General features: G+C 34.0%; 22 protein-coding genes and 1 pseudogene. 3 read left to right on the top strand and 20 right to left on the bottom strand.

Translation table 11 applies throughout. The annotated features are described in order from the left end of the window. Positions 1-35: 35 nt before the first annotated feature. The 7 genes from ACMDB5_RS02280 to ACMDB5_RS02310 form a co-directional block, all read right to left on the bottom strand. Entirely contained in the window at positions 36-668 is a 633-nt protein-coding gene (locus ACMDB5_RS02280; protein WP_413999400.1) for a 7-carboxy-7-deazaguanine synthase QueE, read from the bottom strand. A gap of 179 nt (positions 669-847) precedes the next feature. Next, entirely contained in the window at positions 848-2509 is a 1662-nt protein-coding gene (locus tag ACMDB5_RS02285) for a tetratricopeptide repeat protein (protein WP_413999401.1), read from the bottom strand. A gap of 29 nt (positions 2510-2538) precedes the next feature. Then, positions 2539-3471, bottom strand: a complete 933-nt coding sequence (locus tag ACMDB5_RS02290) for a PstS family phosphate ABC transporter substrate-binding protein (protein ID WP_413999402.1) — start codon at positions 3469-3471, stop codon at positions 2539-2541. Positions 3472-3704: 233 nt separating this feature from the next. Beyond that, positions 3705-4499 (bottom strand): energy transducer TonB, encoded by a 795-nt coding sequence (locus ACMDB5_RS02295; protein WP_413999403.1) that lies wholly within the window; start codon positions 4497-4499, stop codon positions 3705-3707. Between the two features lie 40 nt (positions 4500-4539). Continuing rightward, a complete protein-coding gene (locus ACMDB5_RS02300; RefSeq protein ID WP_413999404.1) occupies positions 4540-5085 on the bottom strand; it encodes an ExbD/TolR family protein in 546 nt (181 codons plus the stop codon). Between the two features lie 19 nt (positions 5086-5104). Continuing rightward, positions 5105-5716: an ExbD/TolR family protein gene (locus tag ACMDB5_RS02305; RefSeq protein ID WP_413999405.1), complete on the bottom strand. Its 612-nt coding sequence runs from the start codon at positions 5714-5716 to the stop codon at positions 5105-5107. 40 nt (positions 5717-5756) lie between these two features. Further along, positions 5757-6575 carry a MotA/TolQ/ExbB proton channel family protein gene (locus ACMDB5_RS02310; RefSeq protein ID WP_413999406.1) on the bottom strand — a complete coding sequence of 273 codons (819 nt, stop codon included), beginning with the start codon at positions 6573-6575 and terminating at the stop codon, positions 5757-5759. 374 nt (positions 6576-6949) lie between these two features. Between ACMDB5_RS02310 and ACMDB5_RS02315 the strand changes: the two genes are divergently transcribed. Then, on the top strand, positions 6950-8482 hold the full coding sequence (locus tag ACMDB5_RS02315; protein WP_413999407.1) for a helicase HerA-like domain-containing protein: 1533 nt from the start codon (positions 6950-6952) through the stop codon (positions 8480-8482). Between the two features lie 64 nt (positions 8483-8546). Here ACMDB5_RS02315 and ACMDB5_RS02320 read toward each other — a convergent pair whose 3' ends face one another. Then, a complete protein-coding gene (locus ACMDB5_RS02320; protein ID WP_413999408.1) occupies positions 8547-9890 on the bottom strand; it encodes an FAD-dependent oxidoreductase in 1344 nt (447 codons plus the stop codon). A gap of 58 nt (positions 9891-9948) precedes the next feature. Next, positions 9949-12339, bottom strand: coding sequence for a penicillin acylase family protein (locus ACMDB5_RS02325; RefSeq protein ID WP_413999409.1), 2391 nt, complete (start codon positions 12337-12339; stop codon positions 9949-9951). Between the two features lie 152 nt (positions 12340-12491). Here ACMDB5_RS02325 and ACMDB5_RS02330 point away from each other — a divergent pair, with 152 nt between their 5' ends. Further along, positions 12492-13130, top strand: coding sequence for a flavin reductase family protein (locus tag ACMDB5_RS02330; RefSeq protein ID WP_413999410.1), 639 nt, complete (start codon positions 12492-12494; stop codon positions 13128-13130). Positions 13131-13209: 79 nt separating this feature from the next. Here the strand turns inward: ACMDB5_RS02330 and ACMDB5_RS02335 are convergent, their stop codons facing one another. After that, positions 13210-13611 (bottom strand): YMGG-like glycine zipper-containing protein, encoded by a 402-nt coding sequence (locus tag ACMDB5_RS02335; protein WP_413999411.1) that lies wholly within the window; start codon positions 13609-13611, stop codon positions 13210-13212. Between the two features lie 96 nt (positions 13612-13707). After that, positions 13708-14982, bottom strand: coding sequence for a kynureninase (gene kynU, locus ACMDB5_RS02340; protein ID WP_413999412.1), 1275 nt, complete (start codon positions 14980-14982; stop codon positions 13708-13710). 175 nt (positions 14983-15157) lie between these two features. Between kynU and ACMDB5_RS02345 the strand changes: the two genes are divergently transcribed. Then, positions 15158-15892 (top strand): SIMPL domain-containing protein, encoded by a 735-nt coding sequence (locus tag ACMDB5_RS02345; RefSeq protein WP_413999413.1) that lies wholly within the window; start codon positions 15158-15160, stop codon positions 15890-15892. Between the two features lie 73 nt (positions 15893-15965). Here the strand turns inward: ACMDB5_RS02345 and queA are convergent, their stop codons facing one another. The 9 genes and pseudogenes from queA to ACMDB5_RS02390 form a co-directional block, all read right to left on the bottom strand. Continuing rightward, positions 15966-17015 carry a tRNA preQ1(34) S-adenosylmethionine ribosyltransferase-isomerase QueA gene (queA, locus tag ACMDB5_RS02350; protein ID WP_413999414.1) on the bottom strand — a complete coding sequence of 350 codons (1050 nt, stop codon included), beginning with the start codon at positions 17013-17015 and terminating at the stop codon, positions 15966-15968. Between the two features lie 193 nt (positions 17016-17208). Then, the gene (aroA, locus tag ACMDB5_RS02355) at positions 17209-18438 is read right to left on the bottom strand and encodes a 3-phosphoshikimate 1-carboxyvinyltransferase (RefSeq protein ID WP_413999415.1); all 1230 of its coding nucleotides are present in this window, start codon (positions 18436-18438) and stop codon (positions 17209-17211) included. 106 nt (positions 18439-18544) lie between these two features. Next, a complete protein-coding gene (locus tag ACMDB5_RS02360) occupies positions 18545-18871 on the bottom strand; it encodes a nucleotide pyrophosphohydrolase (RefSeq protein ID WP_413999416.1) in 327 nt (108 codons plus the stop codon). Between the two features lie 2 nt (positions 18872-18873). Continuing rightward, positions 18874-19563: pseudogene (locus ACMDB5_RS02365) on the bottom strand (type ISP restriction/modification enzyme). Positions 19564-19653: 90 nt separating this feature from the next. Next, on the bottom strand, positions 19654-21681 hold the full coding sequence (locus ACMDB5_RS02370; RefSeq protein ID WP_413999417.1) for a DUF3857 domain-containing protein: 2028 nt from the start codon (positions 21679-21681) through the stop codon (positions 19654-19656). 1 nt (position 21682) lies between these two features. Beyond that, positions 21683-23596: a DUF3857 domain-containing protein gene (locus ACMDB5_RS02375; protein ID WP_413999418.1), complete on the bottom strand. Its 1914-nt coding sequence runs from the start codon at positions 23594-23596 to the stop codon at positions 21683-21685. Between the two features lie 43 nt (positions 23597-23639). Further along, positions 23640-24092, bottom strand: a complete 453-nt coding sequence (dtd, locus tag ACMDB5_RS02380; protein ID WP_413999419.1) for a D-aminoacyl-tRNA deacylase — start codon at positions 24090-24092, stop codon at positions 23640-23642. Positions 24093-24136: 44 nt separating this feature from the next. Further along, on the bottom strand, positions 24137-25114 hold the full coding sequence (gene rsgA / locus ACMDB5_RS02385; RefSeq protein ID WP_413999420.1) for a ribosome small subunit-dependent GTPase A: 978 nt from the start codon (positions 25112-25114) through the stop codon (positions 24137-24139). An 81-nt stretch (positions 25115-25195) separates the two neighbouring features. Beyond that, complete coding sequence (locus tag ACMDB5_RS02390; RefSeq protein WP_413999421.1) at positions 25196-25825, bottom strand: hypothetical protein; 630 nt, start codon at positions 25823-25825, stop codon at positions 25196-25198. Between the last annotated feature and the right edge of the window lie 91 nt (positions 25826-25916).

A 25916-nucleotide genomic window follows, 5' to 3' on the forward strand; every position in this document is an offset into this window, starting at 1 on the left:
AAAAGCCAAACAATTATTCTTGTTTGGCTTTTTTATTATGGAATATTCAAATATTTATGTGTTTGAAGCGAAACACGCCATTTTGGATTATTCATTACATAATCAACAATCAGCGGAGTCATTTCCTCTTTCTTACTCCATTCTGGCTGAAGGAACAAAATAGCTTCCTTATTTACCAACTCTGCTTGTTCCTCCGCAAAAATAAAATCATGTTTATTATGAATAATCACTTTTAATTCTTGTGCATTATCATAAACCGTTTGAGTAGGAAGCTTGTTTTTCTTTGGCGAAAGACAAATCCAATCCCAAGTTCCAGATAAAGGATAAGCACCCGAAGTTTCGATATGCACCTTACGGTTATTCTCCTTTAATTTTTGGGTCAAGAGACTCATATCCCACATTAAAGGCTCACCTCCGGTTACCACAACCGTTTCAGAATATTTACTTGCATTTGCAACGATCGTATCTACACCAGTTGGAGGATGCAATTCTGCATTCCAACTTTCTTTAACATCGCACCAATGACAACCTACATCACACCCACCAATTCTAATAAAGTACGCAGCTGTTCCTGTATGAAAACCTTCTCCTTGAATAGTATAAAACTCTTCCATCAAGGGAAGCATGGCGCCTTTATTAACTTCTAATTGTATTTCTTTTGATAACATTATTGTAATTTAAAGTGCAAAGATAACTAATTTGAAAAGGAGTCAATTTAATAATATGAAAATGCTTGAAAAATGATTTAACGCCAGTCATCAATTCATTAACATTCCAAAGACATATCTATACTAACAAAAAAACCGATAGAATAAACTATCGGTTTTTATAAAAATCGTATGAACTACTATTTTAATGACTTCAAAGATTCAGTTGCAAACTTATTAGCAGGGTCAATTGCTAGAGTTTTAGCAAAATATTCTTTTGCTTTAGCCGAAGCTGAGTTAGCCGCAATTGTATTATAAGCTTCAACAAGTTTCGCTTTAGTAGAAGACTTTGCAAGCTCATCTGCTCCACTTTCTGTTACCACTTTGGCAAATTCTTCATAATACTGAATCATCATTTCTGGTTTTCCTAACAAACTATTTACTCGCGCTCTATAAAGATAAGCATCATGTGTTGTTGGAGATCCTGCAATTAAATTCCCTAAAGCAGTATCTGCTTTTTGTAAAGCAACTTGATCTTGTTTTTCTGAAGCAAGATTTGCGTTAGCAAAATATATCGATGTACCCAAATAGAAATTGTCAATTAGATAGTTTTTAGAATCTGGATTCGTCACCGCAATCTCTAAAATAGCTGCAGCTTCTTTATATAACTTTTGACCGTATAATTTTGTTGAAATTTCATTAAGATCATTTGCAACATAAGCTTCCATTTCTACTGCTTTCTTAATAAAACCAATTCCCTCGTTAAAAAGAGTCGCATCTATAGTAGCTCCATCAGCACTTGTTCCTTTTTTTATTTTTGCTAAACCTAAATAAAGATAATCTTGAGCGATTACTTTATTCGTTGGAATTCCAATAAAATCATTTAACGATTTAATTGCTAAATCTACATTTCCATTCTCATAGGCGGCATATCCTAAATAACGGTAAATTCTAGGATTTACTGCGTCAATTTCTTTCATCTTATTTGCCTCAACTTCTAAAGCTTTATAGTCTTTGGCCAAAATAAGAAAGTCAGCATGACGCATACGAGATGCCAAAGAATAATCTGTAAGAGCCATATACTTTTCATAATAAGTCAGCGCCTCTTTAATATATTGATCATATCTACCTGGTACATTAGCAGCCCAATAGTAATAGGTTTCCGCTAATTCTCTATAAACAGGACCGTAATTAGGACTTATTGCTATTACATCATTGTAAGCAGCTACTGCTTCTGTATATGCTTTAGCTCCTTTTAACAAAACACCTAATTGCATTTTTGCTCTTATCAATGAATTGTTTGCTTGAAAAGCATTTCTATAAGCAGCATAAGCTTCGTTTTGATTTTTTTCACCATAAAAAGCATCTCCAAAAGCTAATTGTACCTGCGCTTCTTGTCCGCTACGTTCTTTAGCTAGATTCAATGTAGCAATTGCAGCCTTATAATCTGGTTTTGAAGCATTCATATAAGCACGTGCTATATAAACATATTCTTCAAAATCCTTTTTCTTCATTTCTTTTTTAGCCAATTCAAATTTTGCCTTTGCAGCCATTAAATCACCATTATCAAGATCAATTTGACCAAGACCTATGTTATTCAACTGCGCATGCTCTTTAGCACTTAATCCTTTTTGATACACCATTTTGGCAGAATCAGCAATATTTTGCTCTAAATAAACATTCCCTAAAAGAAAGAAAGCCGCTCCCTCAGCAGGATTTGTTTTAATTATCGATTTCAAAGTCGATTTAGCGCTTTCAAATTGTTCAGCATCAATTGCTTTTTTAGCTTGATTTATATCCTGAGCTTGGGCTACGGATACGGAAGCCAGAAAGGCAACACCCAAAAATTTAAATTTGTTCATTTTATTACTTTATTTATTATATTCTTATTCTACTTTTTCTTTTCCGTAGTGTCCGCTTGTGTTTTAAAAACCACCTTTCTACCAGGCACACGCACAGGTAATAACCCCGATTTCAAAACAATACGCTGACCTACTTCTCCTGCTATGAATGAAGCGAATCCCATTCCTAGACCATTATACCCTTGACAATTTATTATAAACAAATCGCGTGCCAAAGGATAAGTCCCTTCAGCTAGGTTATTTTGTGTTGGAGCAAAATAGTCCTTTTTACCCTCACCCTTAACACTAAGAACATTAATGTCTTTAACCAAGTTTTTAATGGTAGCAGATGGTTGATAAAGCCAATTCAACCCAACTACTCCAATCATTCCATCGTTTTCCGAAACAAACTTTACCACATCCTCATTAACCTTAAAAGAGAAAACCCCCTTTTGAGGAACTTCCTTAATTCCTGCCAATTCAGTCATATACCGAACAGTACTTGAGTTTAAATTGTCAAAAACCAGTCCTTTTATGCTCTTCTGCTCTTTTCCTTGCATAAAAAGTATAACGTCTTGAAGTGCAATTAAAGTATCCTTATTGTTCCTATTTGCGATAAAAGCTATTGCATCAGTAGCAATTTTAGTAACCTTTGGAGTTATTTTAAGAATCTGAAAATGCTTTAACTCATCTTCGTTTAGTTTTCTTGATAATATTGCTATTTGTGAACTGTCATTCAGGAAAGACCTCAAAACTTCCTTCTCAGACTTCGCTTCCAAAATAATTTTAGCATTATAATCGCTTTGAAAAACAGCAATTTGATCCTCTATTAATGGCTTTATACTTTCGTCAACAAGGATTGTTGCCGAACCTTTCAAAATAGTTTCTTTATCCTTTCCTGAATTATCAGATTGCTTACAATTAACAAACAACATCGAAACAAAAAGGATTGATACGTACTGGAGTTTTGCAAAGTTTTTCATAATCTAGTCTTTATTATCGTTAATAATACGTACAAATCTAATAGAAGCATATACGATGAGAAGAATCCCAAAAACAACTCTATACGTAAAACTCATTTCTAATGGGAAATTATTCATAAAGATAATAAATAAACCCAAAATAAGATAGGACAGGAAAAACAAAATTCCTATAACGAGAAGAAATCGCTCTTTAAGCGATTTCTTCTGTATATTTCTATAAATTTTTTCTAGCATTATTCAGCGCTTTGAATAGTAATCGGAAGAGAATAAAGCACCCTTACCGGTTTTCCATTTTGAACTCCAGGGTTCCATTTAGGACATTTACTTAAAACTCTGATAGCTTCTTTTCCAGTTCCGTAACCGATATCTCTAAGTACTTTGATATCTGTTAATGAACCATCTTTTTCTACAACAAAAGTTACATAAACTTTACCTTTAAGACCTTCTTCCTCAGGTGCACGATAATTTTTCCCTACAAAAGAGTAAAATTTTTCGATTCCACCAGGAAATTCAGGTTTTACCTCGATACCTGCCGTGTTGTAAATTTGATTGTCTTCTTCAACAACCTTACTTGGTCCTGTACCTACTGGAGCAACAGTTAATACTGCATCTGGATCTCCTTTTATAGTTTCAGCTCCTAGTTTTTTCTCTTTAATTTCAACAATTTTTGGTGGCTCTTCAGTAACCTCTTCTGCCTTAGCCACAACTGGCTTCACAAACTTCACCTGATCCACTTTTGGTGGTGGTGGTGGTGGTGGTGGCGTAAATTTCTTAATCTCTTCTTTCTTTGGAGGTAATTTTACAGTAGTGATTTTAATATCTCTATCCATATCTTTCTCCTCTGACTTAGGAATCATATCCGCAATCAAAGGGGCACCCACAGCAAGAGTAAAGAAAATAGCTCCCAAAATAAGGGCCTTAACAGTTGTCTTCCTGTTGCCTTTTCTTAGTTCATAAGCTCCATAACTCTTATTACGCCCTTCGAAAACAATATCAAGCCATTGGTTTTTTAATATATCTAATTTCATTTTTCTTAATTATTAGGTTATTAAGAAAACAAGATTGCTCTTATTTTCCCTCTAACAATTTTTGTTCCTCAGGCGAAAAATCATTAACGATTGTATACGTTGGTACATCAGAGATTGCCATCTCATCTAGAATATCAACCACATTTCTATAGTTTGACTTTTTGCTTGGTTTGATAATTACAATCATCCCTTTGTCCTTACTACCTGTATATTCAAGAACTGTTTTCTTTCTAGAAAGAATCTCTTTTCTTATTCCATCTTTACCATAAGCAATCTGCTTAGGGCCTGCAATAGGATTTTCTAATAAACCCATGTAATAAATCAACTTATTATCTGCTCCTAACATTAAGGTCATGGTACGATTCTCGTCAACTTTTATATCAACATTTTTATCATCCGGTTCTTTATCTGGCAACCCCAAGTTCATCGATTGAGGTTTAGACAACGAGGTTGTTAGCATAAAAAATGTAATCAATAAGAATGCCAAATCCACCATGGCAGTTAAATCTACCTTTGAGTTTTGTTTTTTACTTCTTACTTTTCCACCTTTTGCGCCTCCACCGTCGCCGGTATTTAATTCAGCCATTTTAGTGTCTTTTTTTTAATTAAAAATCATTTCCTCTTAAACCAGTAACCAAACTAAAGCTATTGATCTTTTGATCCTGACAAATATCCATTACTTTTCTTATCATAGGATACTCTTCCTTTGCATCACCTTTTATAGCTACCTGCAATTCTTTATCATTAACCTCTATATTCGCAATACGCGCATTATAGATCCAATCTTTCAATTGATTGTCTAGCGAATCTGCAGGAATACCAGGTTGCCCCGCTTTACTTCTATCAGACGCTTTCATCTCAATGATTTGTTTAAGATTAAGAATTGGCACGCCAAAATCATCCATCCTCGAAAATGTGTTTTTATCCTCATCACTAAAAGTAACGCCGTATTTCTCTGCCATCAACTCTAACGTTCTTACGCGAACTTCTTTTCCTTTCAAATCAAAGAACACTTTCCCTTTACCTACAGTTAATGTAGCTAAATCAGTTTCAGGCAATTTAGTCTGAACCGTTGAAGTAGGTGTATCTACAGGTAGAGCTTCAGGTATTTTGGCTGTTGAAGTCATTACAAAGAAGGTAAGCAAAAGAAATGCAACATCACACATCGCGGTCATATCTGTAGACCCCGGATTTTTATTTATTTTTATTTTAGCCATTCTTTTTGTTTTTTATTTGATATAATATATATCAACAATATTATTGCTTCAAACTTCCTCTGAATTTTCTGTAAGTATTCACAATTGAAACAGCAGCCTCATCAATTGAATACGTAAGATCATCAATTTTTGAAGTAAAGAAATTGTAAGAAATAATTGCTACAGCTGAAGTTCCAATACCTGTTGCTGTATTAATAAGTGCCTCAGAAATACCACTTGCAAGAGCTGCTTGATCCGGAGTTCCAGCAGAAGCCAATGCACCAAATGCTTTAATCATACCAGAAACTGTTCCTAATAATCCAATAAGAGTACCCAAAGAAACTAAAGACGAAATAATTGTCATGTTTTTTTGCAACATTGGCATTTCAAGAGATGTAGCCTCTTCTATTTCTTTGTGAATAGTCTCTGAAGCCTCTTCACTATTAAATCCTTCTTTCTTAACTGCTTGGTATTTTACTAAGGCAGATTTAATTGCATTTGCAACAGAACCTTGTTGTTTATCACAAGAAGCAATAGCATCTTCAATTTCACCTGCTTTGATACTTGCTTGTATCTTAGTCATGAATGTATCCAATTTAGTTTTACCAGCTGCTTTAGATATCACAAAATATCTTTCAATAGAAAAAACAAGAACCATTAATAACATTCCTAATAATACTGGCACAATTGCACCCCCATGATACACTTGACCTAAAGTATTCAATGGATGCCCTGTTTCTGGATTTCCACCTTCAAAGTTAGAAGGAGAACCCATTATAACTTTCCAAATAAACACACCAACACCGATACATGCAACAATAATGATTCCTGAAATCATTCCTCCTCCATTTGAAGTGCTTTCTTTTTTAACGTTTGCCATTTTTTTTAAATTTTAATAGTTTTAAATAATTTATTTTTATGTTGTAATAAACTTGTTAGGAGCAAATTTATATGTTTCGTTCAAATAAAAAAACTTTTTTCAATTTAATTCGAATTAAATTTATTGAATTTAAAAATACAATCCTGAAACAATTTGAATAATCATCAACATTCCTAATGGAATTATTGTTATTTTTAAAAATAACCCTCTTTTTATGATTAATCATCACAATTCATTAAACCTACAGACCTAACTGTTAAAAAAAAGTTTTTTCAACTATTGACAACATAAATGTAATAAAATTGCAGTAAACACTAAAATTACCTACTTTTAAAAGGTTAAAACCTATAAAAACTAAGCTCAACTAAAATACCATGACTAGAAAGGAAGAATTTATAAATAGTATTATTGAAGGATATAATTCAAAAGGCGAAAGCATAATCTTAGGCGGAGCAATCCTTGACGGAGAGGCCTTGGCAAATACATATGTAAAAATCCCATTGAAAACCCTAAATAGACACGGCTTAATTGCCGGAGCAACCGGAACCGGAAAAACCAAAACCATTCAGGTATTATCCGAACAATTATCATCATTTGGAATCCCTGTATTAATGATGGATATCAAAGGTGATTTTAGTGGTATTGCAAAAGAAGGCGAAGAAAAAGCATTTATAACCGAGCGCCACACGAAAATAAATATCCCTTACAAAACAGCAAAATTCCCTGTCGAATTATTAAGCTTATCCGAACAAAGCGGTGTACGCCTAAGAGCAACAATATCGGAATTTGGTCCTGTTTTATTTTCACGAATTTTGGATTTAAATGACACTCAAGCTGGTGTAATGTCAGTAATATTTAAATACTGCGATGATAATAAAATGCCTTTGTTAGACTTAAAGGACATCAAAAAAATCATTAATTATATCACCGAAGAAGGGAAAGATGAAATCACATCAAGTTATGGCAAGATCTCTACTTCGACAACCGGTATTATTCTAAGAAAAATTATAGAACTAGAACAACAGGGAGCCGATTTATTTTTTGGAGAAATGTCTTTTGACATTGAAGATTTAATGCGAATTGACGAAAACGGACAAGGATACGTCAACATTATTCGCCTGACTGACATTCAAGACAAACCCAAATTATTCTCGACTTTCATGTTGAGTCTACTTGCGGAAATATACCAACAAATGCCGGAAAAAGGAGATTTAGACCAACCCGAATTAGTAGTTTTCATTGACGAAGCTCATTTGATTTTCAATCAAGCTAGCAAAGCATTATTAGAACAAATAGAAACAATTGTAAAACTGATTCGTTCCAAAGGAATAGGGATTTACTTTATTACCCAAAATCCAATGGACGTTCCTAGTGGCGTATTGGCTCAATTAGGGTTAAAAATACAGCATGCTTTGAGAGCATTTACCGCTAAAGACAGACAATCTATAAAACAAACAGCAGACAATTACCCTACTTCAGAATACTACAAAACCGACGAAGTATTAACAAGCCTTGGTATTGGTGAAGCTTTAGTTACTGCCTTAAACGAAAAAGGAATTCCAACTCCACTTGTCGCTACAATGATGCGTGCTCCAATGAGCCGAATGGATGTTCTGACCGAAAGTGAGATTCAGGAAATCAACAGCAAATCGAAATTGGTAAAAAAATACAGTGAGATTATTGATCGTGAAAGCGCTTATGAAATGCTCAATGAAAAAATCGCTTCAATTGAAGAAGAAACAACCAAAAAAACACAAGAAATAGAAGAACAGAAAGCTTCAAAAAATAAGACAACCCAAGAAACAAGTACAACAGAAGTTGTTGGAAAATCAGTCTTAAAAGTTTTGACGAGTGCTACTTTTATTCGAGGAGCATTTGGAATATTGACAAAAATGTTGAGAAAATAATTCTGAACAACAAAAAACCCTTTTAATCTGAGTTAAAAGGGTTTCTATTTTTATAATTAAAGAATTAATCCTGAGTTAATAACTCCAAAATTCTATTTTCTACCATTTCAGAATCCCAAACCTTTTCTATATTTTCCATTTTCAAAACCTCCTCCATAATAGCATTTTGACAATCTCCAATAGCCAAAGCCTCAGCATAAGGGCGATCACTAAAAGTTACCCTACTATAAAGTGGAATCCATTTTTCTGGGTGTTTATCCGAGAACCATTTTTCTATCTTCTTTTGCAAAAGAAATTTATCATCGGCAGTTTTCGAACTCATTTCCAGAAAATTACGATAGGAAAGTTCTGCAATAGCATCAGCATTAGGCTTGCGCGATTTTTGATATTCGGAGAAAATAGTTTCCCAGTCGTCTCCATATTTTTCGATCATTTCATCCAGAACCGATATATCTTCAAAACCGGCATTCATTCCTTGTCCATAAAAAGGAACTATCGCATGACAAGCATCGCCTATTAAAGCAATTTTATCTTTATAAGTCCATGGAAAACATTTCATAGTTACCAATGTACTTGTAGGGTTTTCAAAGAAATCTTCGGCTAGTTTAGGAATAACATCAATTGAGTCCGGAAAGTTTTTTTCAAAAAATGCCTCAACATCTTTTCTCTCTTTAAGCGATTCGAAAGAATTCTCTCCTTCGAATGGCATAAACAAAGTACAGGTAAAACTGCCATCTAAATTAGGCAAGGCTATTAGCATATACTCCCCTCGCGGCCAAATATGAAATGAATTTTTGTCTAGTTTATGGGAACCATCAGAATTTGCAGGAATATTTAATTCTTTATATCCAATATTTAAAAACTCTTGCGAATAATTGAACATGCTTTGGCGTTGCATACGATGGCGAATTCTCGAAAAAGCACCGTCAGCGCCAAACACCATATCGTATTTTTTTTCTTCCCAAGCGCCTCTTTCTGTTTCTCCAATGTGCAAAGTAGCTTCATTCAAGGTTACATCCCAAATCTTCTGATTAAAGAAAAAATCGGCACCGGCTGCTTCGGCCAGATCAATCATTTTTCGATTTAAACTACCTCTTGAGATGGAATAAATACACTCACCTTCTTGTCCGTAATTTTGAAAATTTAGTTTATCTACCAAATGAATAGCTCGTTTATCCATGGGTATTGCGATTTCGCGAACCGCTTCGCCTGCATTCACCCTGTCTAAAGCTTTCCAACCTCTATTAGACATCGCTAAATTTATGGAACGTCCCGAAAATTCAGCCTGTCTTATATCTAGACTTCTGTCGTATATATGAACCGTGTGTCCCGCTTTGCGTAGATAAATAGCCAATAGCGAGCCAACTAAACCGGAACCAACAACAGCTATTTTTTTTGGAGTTTGCATTATTTTTTATAAAAGTTAGGCAAAATTACTGATTTATTATGGCAAGGGACCAAATCCCTTAGTTTTTAACTGGCACAAAAACCAATTTTGTTGAAGTCTTAACAATCTCCTCTTTATTCATCTTCATTTTTCTGAATTTACCCGCATTGTATAATTCAGCCTGATCGCGAAAATGAGCACTCAAAGGATTTCCTGATTGTCCTGTAGGCAAAATACCCCAACTGTTTTCAATATCCGAGAAATCTACCACTCTTCGCGTTGATGGTCCGCCCGTCACAACATGTTTTGCTTCATCTGTATAATGAAACATTTGGTTATTGATTACTTCATTAGAACCCGAAACTTCAAATGGTCCAACATTAAATATTTTTCGCAAAGCAGCCACTTTCCCTAGCGGATGTTGGTATTCAACCACATGTACTTTGTTCCAAGTCCATGCTGGAACTGAATTCCCTAATTGCTTCTCAAGGCTAGCAATTGCTTCTTTAAATGATTTGGAAAGAATCTCATTTCTGGTTTCCTTCTTGTTTTTGGTTTTAACGTTGTCCCACCAAAGCGAATTTTCGTTAGCAACTTGTTTTGCAATTATTTGCTTCATTATATGTGTATCCAAAAATTGTTTGAAGCCATCCTCTCCGAGTTCGTCTTCAAAAGTATTCTTTAGATACAAATAAATCCATTTGTTGTAAATCGTTGGTGCAACATCATTTTTATTATTTGTTCCTTTCCACGATTTCAAAATGGCTACCGCTTCTTTTTCATTTTTTGAAAGTGAATTTTGATTTAGACTCGAAATTAAATTGACAACCACATCTGGAGCTACCGATGAAACGTTATCAGCAATCATTTTAGCAACCGCTTCTTTGTCCCAATTTGATTTTGGATCCAGTAATTGTATAATTCTTTTAGCTCTATCTTCCGGCAAATAATAACCCGGATATAAAAACCCATCAATGGCTTCGGGTTGATTATTGGCAGAATACACATAATTCCAATCCGGATTTACTGCCGAAGGATTTTTGGAGAAATCCAAATACTCGGTAATATCATCTTTGCCTGAAGCACCGTCTAAAATAAAATGAGTATCAACACCTTCATTGTGTTTGTATAATTTTCCGGTTGCCCACCAACCTACATTTCCTTTGGCATCTCCATACATCACATTCAAACCCGGAGCCGCAATAAGACTAACCCCTTTCTGGAAATCGGTCTTGCTCTTAGAATGCGATAGTATGTAAACCGCTTCTAGAATCTGAATGGGTTGTTGGGTATAAATCCAAGATAGAGCCACTGGTGTTTTTTTATCCAAACCATCAATCATATCATTCACAACAGGACCGTGGCGACTGACTTTCAAATTCAAAACGACATCGGAGCTGTCTTTAACTTTTATTGTTTTTTTTCTAAGCTCATAATCACTGAAACCATTTGGTGTTTTATATTTATTGGCATCATTCGGATTATTTTCTTCCTGATACAAATCGATATCATCGTTTTCAAACATCGTCAAACCATAAGCATAATCTCTGTTATGCCCCAACAAAGGATAAGGAGTTCCTGCGAGATAACAACCATATAATTCGAATTCTGGCGTTACAATATGCGCTTCATACCATGTACCTGGTTGCGAAAAACCGATATGCGGATCATTGGCAAAAATCACTTTCCCGTTTTTAGTTTTCTTTGGTGCAATCACCCAACTGTTGCTTCCTATAAAAGGCGGAATTGGAGATTTTTCTAGCAAGGCTGCAATCGATTTTGAGATTTCTGCAAATTCTTGCGGCTTTTCTTTTGCTGTTTTTATTATCGTAGTATCCAATGAGCCATCTAATCCAAAATCCTTTAGATAATTCATTCCCCACTTATTCCGAATATCTGTCAATAACGGATCCGTCTTTTGTGCCATGGCAAAACTAAATGCCATGTATCCATAAATATTATAGATATCTTTAATGGTGAATTTTTCTTTCTTCACGCCAATCAACTGAAACTCTATTGGACTTGTCCCTTCATCCATATATTGATTGATTCCGTCCAAATAAGCCATCGCTAATTGGTAACTTGGACTATTTTCATCCAAAGCCGCAATCGCTTTCTCTGAGGCTTCTTCGATGCCTAACCCAACAAAAAATTGGTCGTTCTTCAAAGTCACTTTTCCAAAAATTTCGGACAAACGTCCTGGAGCAATACGTCGCATTAATTCCATTTGCCACAAACGATCTTGAGCATGAACATAACCCAAGGCAGTCATAGCATCTTTGGCATTATTAGCATATATATGAGGAACTCCAAAATCATCAAAATAAACCGTGGTTTCTTTCTGAATGTTTTTCAACTCTACTTTACCTTCATATTTGGGTTTTAGATAAAAACCATAAATTACCAATCCGATGAGTAGAATTACTAATAATGAAACTAAAACTAAGAGTGCCTTTTTTATTTTTTTCATATTCGAAGAAATTTCACTCACAAATATAAAGGTTTTAAAAATTAAACCGAATGAAATCATAGTCCAAAACTTGAATAAAAAAAGGCTATCGCTTTGTTAAGTCTATAAATACAAGGAATAAACAAAGATGTATATTTGTCTAAAACAAAAAAATGGAACAACTATCAACAAAAGATTTTTCCAAGATGGGAAGAATAGAAAGGTTGAATTTAATCAACTCTTGTACAGGATATAAATCAGCAAATTTAATCGCAACTCAATCAATCGATGGCAAATCTAATATTGCAATTTTTAGCAGTGTAACTCACCTAGGAAGTGATCCCGCTTTAATTGGATTCATCGTCCGACCAACCACAGTAACAAGAGACACCTACAAGAACATCAAAGAAACGGGATATTTCACTGTTAATCATGTAACAGAATCGATGATTGCTGATGCTCATCATACTTCAGCAAACTATGCCCCTGGTATTTCTGAATTTGAAAAAACGAATTTAGAAGAAGAATATAAGGAACACATAAAGATTCCTTTTGCAAAAGGGAGCCCAATACAACTCTATTGTAAATATGTAAACGAATACTATATTGCAGAAAACGATACTATTCATGTTATCGCCTCCATAGAAAATATTTTTTTTGAAGAAAACTTAAGACACGATGATGGATGGTTGCAAATTGACAAAGGAAATGTAGTTGCTCTAAATGGGCTAGACGGATACTGCTTGCCCAAATTAATTGATCGCTTTCAGTATGCAAGAAAAGATACCCCAACAAAATCATTCTTAAAATAGAATAAAATCAGGACGATAATCCATAAAAAAAGGGCTTTTGAATACCTGATTCAAAAGCCCTTTTTTATATAAAATTATATTATTTTTTTCTTCCGTCAATAATTGCCCCAGTCCCTGCGCCTACACCAGCACCGGCTAAACCTCCAATTATAGCACCCTGTCCTTTTTTCTTGCTAATAATCGCCCCAGTTGCTGCTCCTACTCCTGCTCCAATCACAGCTCCTTTTGCAGTATTACTCCAAGCTTTCTTCTTTGCAGTGGTGGCTGGAGCTGAAGTAGAAGGTTGCTTAACAATAACAACCTCTTTTTGAGATTCAACCTTGTCCATTTCAACTTGCATTGAATCAATAATTTTTTGTTTTTCAATTTCTACTTTCATAGAATCAATAGTTTCTTGCTTTGCGGCTTGACTATCCATTTTCCCTTGATCTTTACAAGAAATTACAACAACAGCTAATAACAACAAGTATAATGCTTTCATAATTTTTTATCTTTTATTTTACAAAGTAAACCCATAGCGTACTATTTTAAGTTATATAATTATACGCAAAACTTATATAATTACTAAAATCTTAGACTATTTCAGTATTCCTGTTTTTAATATTTGCCCAAAATCATACATATCTTCAAAAGAGCAATACAAAGGAACAGGTGCTAAACGGATAACGTTAGGTTCGCGCCAATCTGTAATTACACCGCTTTTCATTAAATAATCAAACAAACTTCGCCCTTCCCCATGAAGTAATACCGATAATTGGCATCCTCTTTCAGATTGATTTGTCGGTGTAATAATTTCAAAACTGCTGTCGACTTCCTTATCAATTTCGTGAAGAATAAACTCCAGATAAGAAGTAATTTTGTCTCTTTTTTCAATCAAAGCATCCATTCCTATTTCATCGAACATCTCTACAGAAGCCAAATAAGGAGCCAACGAAAGTACGGGCAAATTACTTATTTGCCAGCCATCAGCACCATGAACAGGATCAAAAGTAGGCTCCATTTTAAAACGGCGCTCTTTATTGTGTCCCCACCAACCCGCAAATCGCGGTAAGTCAGAATCGTTGTGGTGTTTTTCATGTACAAAACATCCCGAAGCATTTCCAGGTCCTGAATTCATATATTTGTAACTGCACCAAGCCGCAAAATCTACGTTCCAATCATGAAGTTCTAATTTAATGTTTCCGGCAGCATGCGCCAAATCCCATCCTACTTTTGCCCCAACTTGATGTCCTGCGGCAGTGATGGTTTTCATATCAAAAACCTGCCCGGTATAATAATTGACTCCGCCTATCAAGACCAAAGCCAATTCCTCTCCTACTTCATTAATTTTAGCCAATACATCTTCCAATCGGATGTTGTGCTCTCCGTCTCTGCGCTTAATTTCAACAATTGCATCTTCGGGATTATATCCATGAGAATGTACTTGACTTTGAAACATATATTGATCCGAAGGAAAGGCTTTTTCCTCGCAAATGATTTTATATCTCGTTTTCGTAGGTCTGTAAAAAGAAACCATCAGTAAGTGAAGATTTACTGTCAAAGTGTTCATCACGGTAACCTCAGATGGTAATGCCCCAACTACTTTACTCAATGGTTTTGCAAAACGTTCTTGATAATCCCACCATGGTTTTTCAGCATAAAAATGTCCTTCTACAGCAAGATTAGCCCAATCATCCATTATTTCATCAACATAGGCTTTAGTCCTTTTGGGTTGCAGCCCCAATGAATTTCCAGTAAAGTAAATTACTTTTTCTCCATTGACTTTTGGAAAAATAAATTCGTCTCTATATTTATTTAATTTGTCTTGTGAATCGAGTTGCTGGGCAAATTCTTTAGTGTTTTCGAAAATCATGTTTCTAATTTAGTTTTGTAAAAATAACTAATATTTATTCCGGCGCAAACCGTATCCCTTTTATTTTACCTCTCCAACAAACTAGTAAAATATGTAAGTGACCAATTACTTAAAAAGCACATCCATCTGAAATCAAATTTTAGTTATATTTGATTGTACTTTAAATCCGATTATTATGCTTAAAAACAGTCTAAACGTAATTATCCTTTCGATAGCAGTGGTTCTTTCTGCTTTCTTGTTTTCAAATGCTTTTCAGAACAGAAACAAAAGCAACGACACTATTAGCGTTACTGGTTTAGGAAAAACAGATTTTGTCTCTGATTTAATTGTTTGGAAAGGATCATTTTCTAAAAAAAGTAGCACGCTAAAAGAAGCTTATACCTCATTGGATATTGACCGAGAAAAAATTAAAAATTACTTATCTGGTAAAGGGATTCCGGCTGCTGATATTATATTTTCTGCCATTAATTTCAATAAAGATTACGAGACAACATACAATGAAAACGGAAGTATCAGACAAAACATATTTACTGGTTTTACCCTGAGTCAAAATGTCAGCATTCAGTCTAAAGAAGTAAATAAAATTGAAGATATATCCAGACAATCCAGTGAATTAATCAACTCTGGTGTTGAGTTTTATTCGAATGCTCCTGAATATTACTACACCAAATTAGCCGAACTAAAAATAAAAATGATTGCAGAAGCCACAAAAGACGCTAGCACAAGAGCCAAAAGCATTGCTGAGAATGCTAATGCCAACTTGGGTAATTTGAAAAAATCGGACATGGGCGTTTTCCAAATTATAGGACAAAACTCATCCGAAGATTATTCATATGGAGGTTCTTTCAATACCATCTCCAAAAATAAAACAGCAACTATTACAGTAAAATTAGTTTATCAAGTAGATTAAGATTTTCAACTTTGTTGCAAAAAAAAATCTCGCCATTGCTGACGAGATTCATGAATTAACCTTTACAAGTGAATTAGATGATTAACATCGCGTCACCATAAGAGTAAAATTTGTATTTTTCTTTGATTGCTTCCTCATACGCTCTCTTCATTAAATCGTGACCACAAAATGCAGAAACCATCATTAATAAAGTAGATTTTGGAGTATGAAAATTGGTAATCATACAATTTGGTATCGTAAATTCATGAGGAGGGAAAACGAATTTGTTTGTCCATCCATCAAAAGGATTTAAGGTGTTTTGCGAAGAAACAGAGCTTTCAACCGCACGCATCGATGTTGTACCAACGGTACAAATACGTTTCTTTTTTGCTTTTGCTTCATTGACAATATCACAAGCTTCTTGAGTAATTTTTAATTCCTCAGAATCCATTTTGTGTTTTGACAAATCCTCAACCTCAACAGGGTTGAATGTTCCCAAACCTACGTGAAGAGTCACCTCAGCAAATTTAACTCCTTTGATCTCTAATTTTTTCATTAAATGCTTAGAGAAGTGCAATCCTGCAGTTGGCGCCGCTACAGCTCCTTCTTCTTTAGCGTAAATAGTTTGGTAACGTTCCGCATCTTCCGGAGTTACATCTCTACTGATATATTTAGGTATTGGAGTTTCTCCAAGTTCTGTTAATTTGTTTCTGAATTCTTCATAAGAACCATCATAAAGGAAACGCAATGTTCTTCCACGAGAAGTTGTGTTATCAATAACCTCAGCCACTAATGAATCATCGTCACCGAAATACAATTTGTTCCCGATTCTGATTTTACGAGCCGGATCTACCAAAACGTCCCAAAGACGTTGTTCTGCATTTAATTCTCTAAGTAAGAAAACTTCAATTCTTGCTCCCGTTTTCTCTTTATTTCCGTACAAACGTGCTGGAAAAACTTTGGTGTTATTCAAAATTAAAACATCACCATCGTCAAAATAATCAATAACATCTTTGAACATTTTATGTTCGATAGTTTGTTTTTTGCGATCAATAACCATAAGACGAGCCTCATCTCTATTCTCAGCAGGGAATTCTGCTAAAAGTTCTTTAGGTAAATCAAATTGAAAATGTGATAATTTCATCTGTTTGTTTTTATTTAAAGTTAACCCTTCGACTGAGCTCAGGGCGACAAAAAGTTAATTGAAAATCAAATAACTAAGCGAATGCAAATATACGACTGTGAGATAGGCGTTGTCAAGTGTTTTGATGTTTAATTTAAACACAAAGTCACAAAGCCACCTATTATCAAACATTTAACCCCGCAGACACTGAGAATTACGCAGTCGTTTCTGAAATTATAAATCCTAAATTTTTCATATCCTCCCAAAAATCAGGGTAAGATTTAGAAACTACTTCGGCATTTTCAATTATTATAGGCACTTTTAAAGCCAAAGGAGCAAATGCCATTGCCATTCGATGGTCATTATAGGTGGCAATTTTCACATTGTGATTAATATTGTTTGAAGCTACAAGTGTCAAACTATCATTGGTAACCGATATATTAGCTCCCAGTTTTGTCAGCTCAATTCTTAGTGCTTCCAATCGATCGGTTTCTTTTATTTTCAAAGTATGAAGCCCCGTCAAATGACAGCCAATTCCTAAACCAAGACAAGTAACAACTATCGTTTGAGCGATATCTGGAGTATTGTTAAGTTCGAAATTTACGTCTTCAAAATTAAAATCCTTTTGCTTTGTTAAGGTTATTTTATTCGCATCGAATTGCGTTTGCACTCCTAACTTTCTATAAATAGAAACTAATTCTGAATCGCCTTGCAAACTGTTTTCCTTGTAGCTTGTCAATGAAATAGAAACTTCTTCCGCCAAAGCGGCCAGACTGAAAAAATAAGAAGCCGAACTCCAATCGGATTCCACAACCATTTCTTTAGTTTCAACTTCTTGTTTTGGAAACACTTTAATTATATTCCCTTCAAAACTAGTTTGAATATCCAGATCATTCAGCAAAGCCAATGTCATTTTGATATAAGGAATAGAGGTAATTTCACCTTCTAAAATCAACTCTAAACCGTTTTCTAATTTGGGCGCAATTAACAACAAAGCCGAAATATACTGGCTGCTAACGTTAGCCGCCATAGTTACTTTCGAAGCGGTAATTTTTTGTCCTTTAATACGAATTGGCGGATAACCAACCTCTTTTTCATACGAAATTTCAGCTCCTAACTGCTCTAAAGCCTCAACCAAAATTTTTACTGGACGCTCATGCATTCTAGCAGAACCGGTCAAAACCACTTCACGCCCTTCTTGCACGGCAAAATAGGCTGTCAGGAATCGCATTGCGGTTCCTGCATGATGAATATCTATTATTTCCTCATTCCCTTTTAATGCCTTTTGCATTACCTCACTATCATCAGAATTAGAGGTATTAGCAAGGGTAACATTAGGAAACAAAGCTTGTAACAATAATAGTCGGTTGGTTTCGCTTTTTGAGCCGGTAACGGCAATTTGAGCATTTAAATCAGAATGGGTAGTTTGTAACAGTAAATTCATGTTGTGATTATGAGTTATGAATTATGAATTATGAATTATGGTCGGCATAATTCAAGCCCGCAATTTACCACTCCACATTTATAATTCATAATTTATAAACCACAAATTATTTCAGTTTCTCGTTGTTTTTGTGACGATCCTTATCTCTAATTGATTTTAAATCCATCTTTTTATCAAAAGCAGCTTGTAAATCAATTCCTGTTTGATTTGCTAAACACAAAACCACAAAAACCACATCGGCTAATTCTTCGCCAAGATCTTTGTTTTTATCACTTTCTTTTTCAGATTGTTCTCCATAACGGCGAGCAATGATTCGGGCAACTTCACCTACTTCTTCGGTAAGCTGCGCCATATTTGTCAATTCGTTGAAGTAACGCACACCGTGTTCTTTTATCCAAGTATCTACTTCTAGTTGGGAATTTTTTAAATCCATTTTTATTCTATTACAATTTTATTAATCTCGTTCATAATCCTATCTGTTTCATTTAAGGCAACTATTATTTTTTGATAATGCAAAATATCATCCAGTTTTAGTGTTTGTCCTTTTCTGTCTTTGAGCCATTTTTGTGCCGGTTGATAAGGGCCAATGTAAAAATTCCAAGCTACATCTGGAACATTCTCAAAATATTGGGTTTCGTTTATGTAAACCTTAGCGTTTTCGCAAACAACTTTCACAACTATATTATCGCCATCTTCAGGATATCGGGCAATGAAGTTCTCTGTAATTAGGCTTTCAAATAAATGAATTTGGCGTAAATTCTTGCCCAATTTCACTAATCCTCAAAAGTTTTCTACATTTTTTGGATATAGATTTTCCGGAAAATTTGTTTTAGGAAAATCTTTGTATTTCCCTCTATATATTGATGAATGCAAAACGGCATAAATATAGTCTAGAATATCTATTAGCTCAAAAATTTGTTTGAATTCATCTCGCAGTTCATCTTTATTATTAGCAAAACAAACGTTGCCATTTTTATTTTCTACCACAAAGGTTAGTCCTAGCTTTTTGGCAATTTCGTTTGCTATTTCTGGTTCTAAATTAGGAATGTTTATTACCGTTAATTTTGTTGAGATAGCTCTGCTATATACCGAATTTATATTTTGAATATATTGTTCTAAAGTCATTTTTAGCTAGAATTAAAAACGTAAAGAATTGATAAAACAAAACGTCTTAAACGAGGTTTTTGCTACAAAGCTACAAAGACTCAAAATAAATTATATTCTTTTTAAAACTATTTTTTCAGATTCTTTAGCAATCTTTTTTTTGTAATATTCTTTTAACATTTCATACTTCTCCGTTCCAACAATAGCATCATTAATTTGGTGCTGGATTAAAAGTTGTATTTTATCCCCATTTAAAGCAATCTCATATTTAAAAGTGCCTAAATTATCTTCCATTACAATCACCGCAGGAGTCGGTAATGTTTCAACAGAAAAACCTTCAGGAATTTGAATCATAATATTATACTTATCTAAAAAGGGAAACCCAAAATCTACTGGATATTCTCTTACTTCTTGGGTAAATGGGTTTTTGTCATTTCCGAAAAACAACATTGGATTCACATAAATTTTACCTCCAATAAGTTCACATAAATCACCCCCTGCAAAAGAATATGTTTCTGTAATTGGTAAGAAAATATCTTTTTCATTGGTTCTACTATACTCGCTAATTTCTATTTTATTATTACGGTTTTCAAGTTTTTCTAAATATTCATCTTCTTTGACAGAATCAATATTAGCTCTAGTTATCATCGCATTATAATCTGAATTTTGCCTTCTGGCTTTCCCTATTACCTTCCCATCAGAATCAATATTGTAAGTCATAAAAACAATATCATTTGAAAGTTTTCTAGGCATCAAATCTACTTCATCTGAGGTACCATCTTTTCTAATTAATCTTCCCGTCCAATTTAAAGCTCTAAAAGGCAAAACATTTGGAATTGAAAACTTATCAGATGCATCTAATAAAACATTCCCATTAGCAGTTTCAACAGCTGCTATCACATAATTAAAAGCTGTTCTGTTAGGAAACAATGCAATCCCATTTGATCGAGTACTCACTAAAACCGGATTGGCATTAATACCTGCATGTCGCAACATAGCTGTGAGCATCAGATTGATTTCGGCCACATTTCCTACCTTGTCTTTATAGGCCTTCTTTACGCCCTCATCGCATGAATACCCATAAAAATCATTCCACTTTACTCTATTCTTAACAAAATTAAAAATTGCTGTTATTTTATCTTCTTGCGTATTTAAGCCTACAAGCAATTTATTAATATCTTCTTCAAAATAACCTGTTTTTTTAAGCTCAATTCCAAAACCTTCGCTCTCATAAATTTTCTTAGCTACCGACTCCCAATCAGTCGAATACAATTCAAGGAGGGAATTTGGGAATTTAGTCATTGCCAATTCATGCGAAACACTCGATGTGTAATTATCTATATTATTTACAAAAGCTTCTCCTTTCATCGCAGGAAGATTTTCTCCCAAGTAAGTAGTTTGAGTTTCCTGATAATTAATTTTGTCTTGAGAAAAAGTAGCCTTGATAGGCGCCGAAGCAAGTCCTCCTCCCCCTGATCTTTCTTTATTATTTATCACAATTGATTTATTGCCCTTTTCAACAGTAACCTTAGGAAAAACATAACCTTTTTGATTCGGTTTATAAACGAAATATTCGGGGATAAAGGTTTTAAATTCTGAATAATTTACAGGAATACTAGTTTGGAAATTCCATTCTTTCAATTCAGCTATACGCGGAGATTTAACGGTATACCTATATTCAATAACAGAGCCTTCTTTTACGTTAGGCATCACTATCTTTTTTCTACCCCAATATTTATTGATTTTTTCGTCAAATTCCCCTTCACTTTTCAATTTAGTTTTCTCTATTTTCCCATCAACTAAATTATAAGTTATAGCATCCGAGAATGAAATATTTTCTTTTAAATTACTCCCTAAATAGTATTGAAGTGTTTTATTAGCCCAATCGTATCCCTCTTTTTTATAAATTTTGATACGTGTTCTAACTTCGGTCACCATTTCAAAACCTTTATCTTGTGAATATTCAAATTGAACTTCCCCTTTATTGAATAAAACCGCAGCTACAGCCGTAGGATCTTTAAGATGCTCTTTTTCTTCTAGTTCGGCTATATTAACTTTTCCTAATTTGAATTCTTGTGCATTTGTTTTAGAAACAAATACTATCAACAAAAAAGCACTGATAAATGTTTTGATTTTCATTCTATTCTTGGTTTTTAGTTAGTATAATTTTGGCATTATCATTTTTAGACACTTGTTCCATAAAAAGGCGATATTCATCGTATTCTTTATTCGAATATTTCCCTTTACTTAAAAACATCGTGCGTTTATAAATCAGTTTATTGGTATCTTTTTTGACGATTTCAGTTTTATATTCTCCAAATTTTACTTTCAATTCAAAGTTTGAAGGCAAAAATTCAATCGAAAAGCCCGCTGGTAAATTAATCTCAATTTCATCTGTATCTAAATAGCCACGCTGAATTTGAAATGGATTTTTTCTATTTCTTATACGCTTGACATTTCCTGTATATTGATTGAAAGCATTCACTACAAAAATCATTTTATTTCCCGAAATAGAAGCATAATCTAATGCGCTAACCTGAATATCTTCAGTAAAACGAATACTTTCTTTATCATTAGTAAAACTTAATTTACCCAGTTTAAGATTATTGATATTACTCCAATATTCTTTATAATGTGTTTCTTTTTCTGTAGGCTGTAAATTTTCTATTCTAGATTTTGAACTATATTGAGAACCCTCTGAAATAATTGATATTGAACCCGAAAGATCACCATTTCCATCAATTGTATAGACTCCTTTATCTACTTGGCTATTGCCCTTATCGTCATACACTTTGGTTTTAACAATTACCCCTCCTTCCGGTTTAATTACTAAAACATTTCTATCGTCGGTAAAAGTTCCTTGATAACCAAAAGGATCATCTTGACTCGTGCACTCAAGCCAAATATAATTCCCATCTGTAGGAATTGCTAATATCATGTGGTTTCCTTGCATAGAAACAAAATCGGAGTCGATATTTTTTTTGGTTCTGTCTCCATACAAAATCGTATTATAAGATGGGACATCCACCGCATTTAATAACGCTTTCGTATAATTAGTCAAAGCCTTACAATCACCATAACCTAATCGATCTACATCATTGGCCAGCATGGGTTTCCAGCCTCCAATCCCAACCTGAATACTGATATATCTTGATTTTTGCTGAACGTAGTCATAAATTAGTTTGGCTTTCTTAATAGGATCTTTTTCATTACCTACCAAAGATTTCATTTTGGCGATGGTTTCTTCAGACAACTCTGTTGTACCTGATAAAATCTTATTGGAGTACCATTGCCCAAATTCTTCCCAAGTTTTCGCTGTTCCATCTACACCTTCAAGATTAAAAAGCTCTAGAGCAATCATCACTTTAGGAAAAACTGAACTAAAATCAGGGCTGTAATCTTCCGGTTTTTTGGCTCCAATATTAGTTGCTTCATAAGTAAGTTGAATAGGGGTTTCATTAATTTTTTTTATATTAAAATCAGAAAAATTATATTCTTTCTTTTTAAACCCTAGAGTTGAAGGAAAACTCACATTCAAAACACTTTTCTCAATACTTAAAAAATAGTTATCTAACGGAAACCATTGTGGCAAAAAAGCTGTATTAGAAGTTTCTATTTCACTTTCATAAACAATGGTAAAAGGATATTGAATAGGCGTATATTTCAAATAAATAATTCGATTATCGGATAAAAGTGTTACACCATCAATGACACTTTGATCTTTAAAATCCTTCTTTTTTATTTTTTTAATTTCATTTCCTGAACCATCAAATACTGCTGCTTCAATATTTTTAATATTGGTTTTTTTATCATAATTTTCAGAAGCATCTATAGAGCCTAGTCCATTTTCATTAAAAACAGTAATCACTCTTTTAGTTTTGATCGTCATACTGCGTTGGGAAGCAATAACAATATCAATTTGGTTTAAACGAACAACTGCATTTGCATTTTCTTTAAGACTATCCGAGATTTTTAAAGTAGTATATTCATTCTTTTGAGCGAAAAGAAAGCTCGTAAAAAGAAAAAAGAAAGGAGATAAAAATTTAAATAACATAAATTTTTTAATCAAATATATAAGAAGTTTTTGATTAAAAAAATTATTCTTTGTTTTTACTGTCTATAATTATAGTTACTGGACCGTCATTTAACAGACTGACTTTCATGTCGGTACCAAAAACACCCGTTTGTACTTTCTTGCCTAATTCTTTCTCCAAATATTTCACGAAATTTTCATACATGGGGATGGCAATTTCGGGCTTAGAGGCCTTTATGTAAGATGGACGATTCCCTTTTTTGGTGGAAGCATGTAATGTAAACTGGCTTACCACAATAATTTCGCCATCAATATCTTTAACGGAAAGATTCATAACATGGTTTTTGTCACCAAATATGCGAAGATTCACAATTTTTCCAACGAGCCAATTAATGTCTTCTTGGGTATCGGCATCTTCAAGACCAACCAAGACCAACAATCCTTTTTGGATATCGGCTACGATTTCAGAATCAATTGTTACCGAAGCTTGAGAAACTCTTTGAACTACAACTTTCAATTTCTGGGATTTTGGAATTTAATATTTGGAATTGCTTTAGGGCTTTACTCCCTGTTTTTATCGCTGATTATTCGATCTTCATTGTGAATATCGGTACGGTAATTTTCATCATCACCCTCTAAAATTTTAAGATAGCTGTTGTATCGAGACCAAGCTATTTCGTCTCTATCTAATGCCGCTTTAACAGCACAATGCGGCTCTTCTTTATGCAAGCAATTATTGAACTTACACTGGTCCTTCAACTTGAAAAATTCAGGAAAATATCCACTGACTTCTTCTTTTTCCATATCCACGATTCCAAAACCTTTTATTCCCGGAGTATCGATAATTTTGGCATCAAAAGACAAATCATACATTTCGGCAAAAGTTGTCGTGTGTTGTCCCTGTTTACTGGCTTCAGAAATAGTCTTTGTTTTAAGATGCAAAGAAGGCTCCAAAGCATTCACCAAAGTCGATTTTCCTACACCGGAATGTCCAGAAAACATGCTTACTTTGCCAATCATCATCTCTTTCAACTCCCCAACTCCTTTCATTTCTGTCGAAGAAACACGCAAACATTTATAACCAATTTCCTGATACACATGCTGCATATACAGTTGTTCATCAAGCGTAGCTTCGTCTAAAGTGTCTATTTTATTGAAAACCAAAACCGTTTCAATCCCATAGGCTTCGGCAGTTACTAAAAAACGGTCGATAAAATTAAAAGTCGTAGGCGGATTATTTATCGTCACAAGCAAAAAAACCCGATCAATATTAGATGCAATAATGTGCATTTGATGGGATAAATTCACCGATTTACGAACGATATAATTCTTCCTATCGTGAATATTATTAATAGTTCCCGTTACAGTATCCGAAGATTCTTCCAATTCATAGTCCACAATATCCCCCACCGCAATAGGATTGGTACTTTTGATTCCCTTGATTCTGAATTTCCCTTTCATACGGCATTCTATAAAATCACCTTGTTCTGATTTTACGGTGTACCAACTTCCTGTAGATTTGTATACGAGTCCTGTCATGACGCAAAGATAAGATTTTGAATCTTGATATATAGCAAAAAAAAAGTTGTCATTTCTAACAACTTAAAAAAACAATAACTTTTATTTTAAATAGGGGAAATTTCTCGAAACTTTTCTCATCATACTTTCCACTAGATCATCTGTAGATGTTCCAATACTATCATCCATTGTTTTGAAAAAACGCCATAATAACTCTCCATCAGCTCCATTATTAATCATCATCGTCAAAGAACCAGAACCTGTTTTTCCTCCAAAACCACCAAAAAGCACAGCTGTTACGATAGCACCTGCCTCTGTCTTAGTCTGTTCAGTCTCAAAAGCTCCACTGACTACAGCATCAACGCCTAATGCTTTTGCAACTTCATCTTTTGTCATTTCGTCAAGCTTATCGGATATACCAGCTTTCTTTAATAAAATATTTGTCTTTTCAACATCTTGAAAACCCACACTATATTTATCAGCTTTACGCAATAAAAAAGTATACATGCTTGATTGAATTGATTTAGCCATTTTTATCTCTTGATCTTTATTAGCATCTGAACTAAAATTCTTAGGCTGTTTTTTGTATGTTATTTTAACAATAAAAGGTAAAATTGCTACAACTTTATGTTCTTTAACTGTAGATGATAGCTGTGGGCTTTCAAAGATTTGTTTCTGGGAATAACAAATAAAATTTAAAAATAAAATTGATAATAGTAATAATTTTTTCATTTTCTAGATATTTAATATTTATATATTGTTTTACATTAAAAACAATAATACAAAAAACCCGCAAAAAAAATGCGGGTTTATAAAAAAATGT

The organism is Flavobacterium sp. W1B (assembly GCF_047344965.1).
In the GTDB taxonomy this organism is placed as follows: domain Bacteria; phylum Bacteroidota; class Bacteroidia; order Flavobacteriales; family Flavobacteriaceae; genus Flavobacterium.

Coding starts and splice junctions, on each gene's coding strand:
- queA (WP_413999414.1), bottom strand. CDS start 17,015: ATGAAATTATCACATTTTCAATTTGATTTACCTAAAGAACTTTTAGCA.
- kynU (WP_413999412.1), bottom strand. CDS start 14,982: ATGATTTTCGAAAACACTAAAGAATTTGCCCAGCAACTCGATTCACAA.
- ACMDB5_RS02310 (WP_413999406.1), bottom strand. CDS start 6,575: ATGGCAAACGTTAAAAAAGAAAGCACTTCAAATGGAGGAGGAATGATT.
- ACMDB5_RS02375 (WP_413999418.1), bottom strand. CDS start 23,596: ATGTTATTTAAATTTTTATCTCCTTTCTTTTTTCTTTTTACGAGCTTT.
- ACMDB5_RS02305 (WP_413999405.1), bottom strand. CDS start 5,716: ATGGCTAAAATAAAAATAAATAAAAATCCGGGGTCTACAGATATGACC.
- ACMDB5_RS02360 (WP_413999416.1), bottom strand. CDS start 18,871: ATGGATTTAAAAAATTCCCAACTAGAAGTAGATACTTGGATAAAAGAA.
- ACMDB5_RS02290 (WP_413999402.1), bottom strand. CDS start 3,471: ATGAAAAACTTTGCAAAACTCCAGTACGTATCAATCCTTTTTGTTTCG.
- ACMDB5_RS02370 (WP_413999417.1), bottom strand. CDS start 21,681: ATGAAAATCAAAACATTTATCAGTGCTTTTTTGTTGATAGTATTTGTT.
- rsgA (WP_413999420.1), bottom strand. CDS start 25,114: ATGACAGGACTCGTATACAAATCTACAGGAAGTTGGTACACCGTAAAA.
- ACMDB5_RS02345 (WP_413999413.1), top strand. CDS start 15,158: ATGCTTAAAAACAGTCTAAACGTAATTATCCTTTCGATAGCAGTGGTT.
- ACMDB5_RS02315 (WP_413999407.1), top strand. CDS start 6,950: ATGACTAGAAAGGAAGAATTTATAAATAGTATTATTGAAGGATATAAT.
- ACMDB5_RS02320 (WP_413999408.1), bottom strand. CDS start 9,890: ATGCAAACTCCAAAAAAAATAGCTGTTGTTGGTTCCGGTTTAGTTGGC.
- ACMDB5_RS02300 (WP_413999404.1), bottom strand. CDS start 5,085: ATGGCTGAATTAAATACCGGCGACGGTGGAGGCGCAAAAGGTGGAAAA.
- ACMDB5_RS02325 (WP_413999409.1), bottom strand. CDS start 12,339: ATGAAAAAAATAAAAAAGGCACTCTTAGTTTTAGTTTCATTATTAGTA.
- ACMDB5_RS02295 (WP_413999403.1), bottom strand. CDS start 4,499: ATGAAATTAGATATATTAAAAAACCAATGGCTTGATATTGTTTTCGAA.
- ACMDB5_RS02330 (WP_413999410.1), top strand. CDS start 12,492: ATGGAACAACTATCAACAAAAGATTTTTCCAAGATGGGAAGAATAGAA.
- ACMDB5_RS02335 (WP_413999411.1), bottom strand. CDS start 13,611: ATGAAAGCATTATACTTGTTGTTATTAGCTGTTGTTGTAATTTCTTGT.
- ACMDB5_RS02285 (WP_413999401.1), bottom strand. CDS start 2,509: ATGAACAAATTTAAATTTTTGGGTGTTGCCTTTCTGGCTTCCGTATCC.
- ACMDB5_RS02280 (WP_413999400.1), bottom strand. CDS start 668: ATGTTATCAAAAGAAATACAATTAGAAGTTAATAAAGGCGCCATGCTT.
- ACMDB5_RS02390 (WP_413999421.1), bottom strand. CDS start 25,825: ATGAAAAAATTATTACTATTATCAATTTTATTTTTAAATTTTATTTGT.
- aroA (WP_413999415.1), bottom strand. CDS start 18,438: ATGAATTTACTGTTACAAACTACCCATTCTGATTTAAATGCTCAAATT.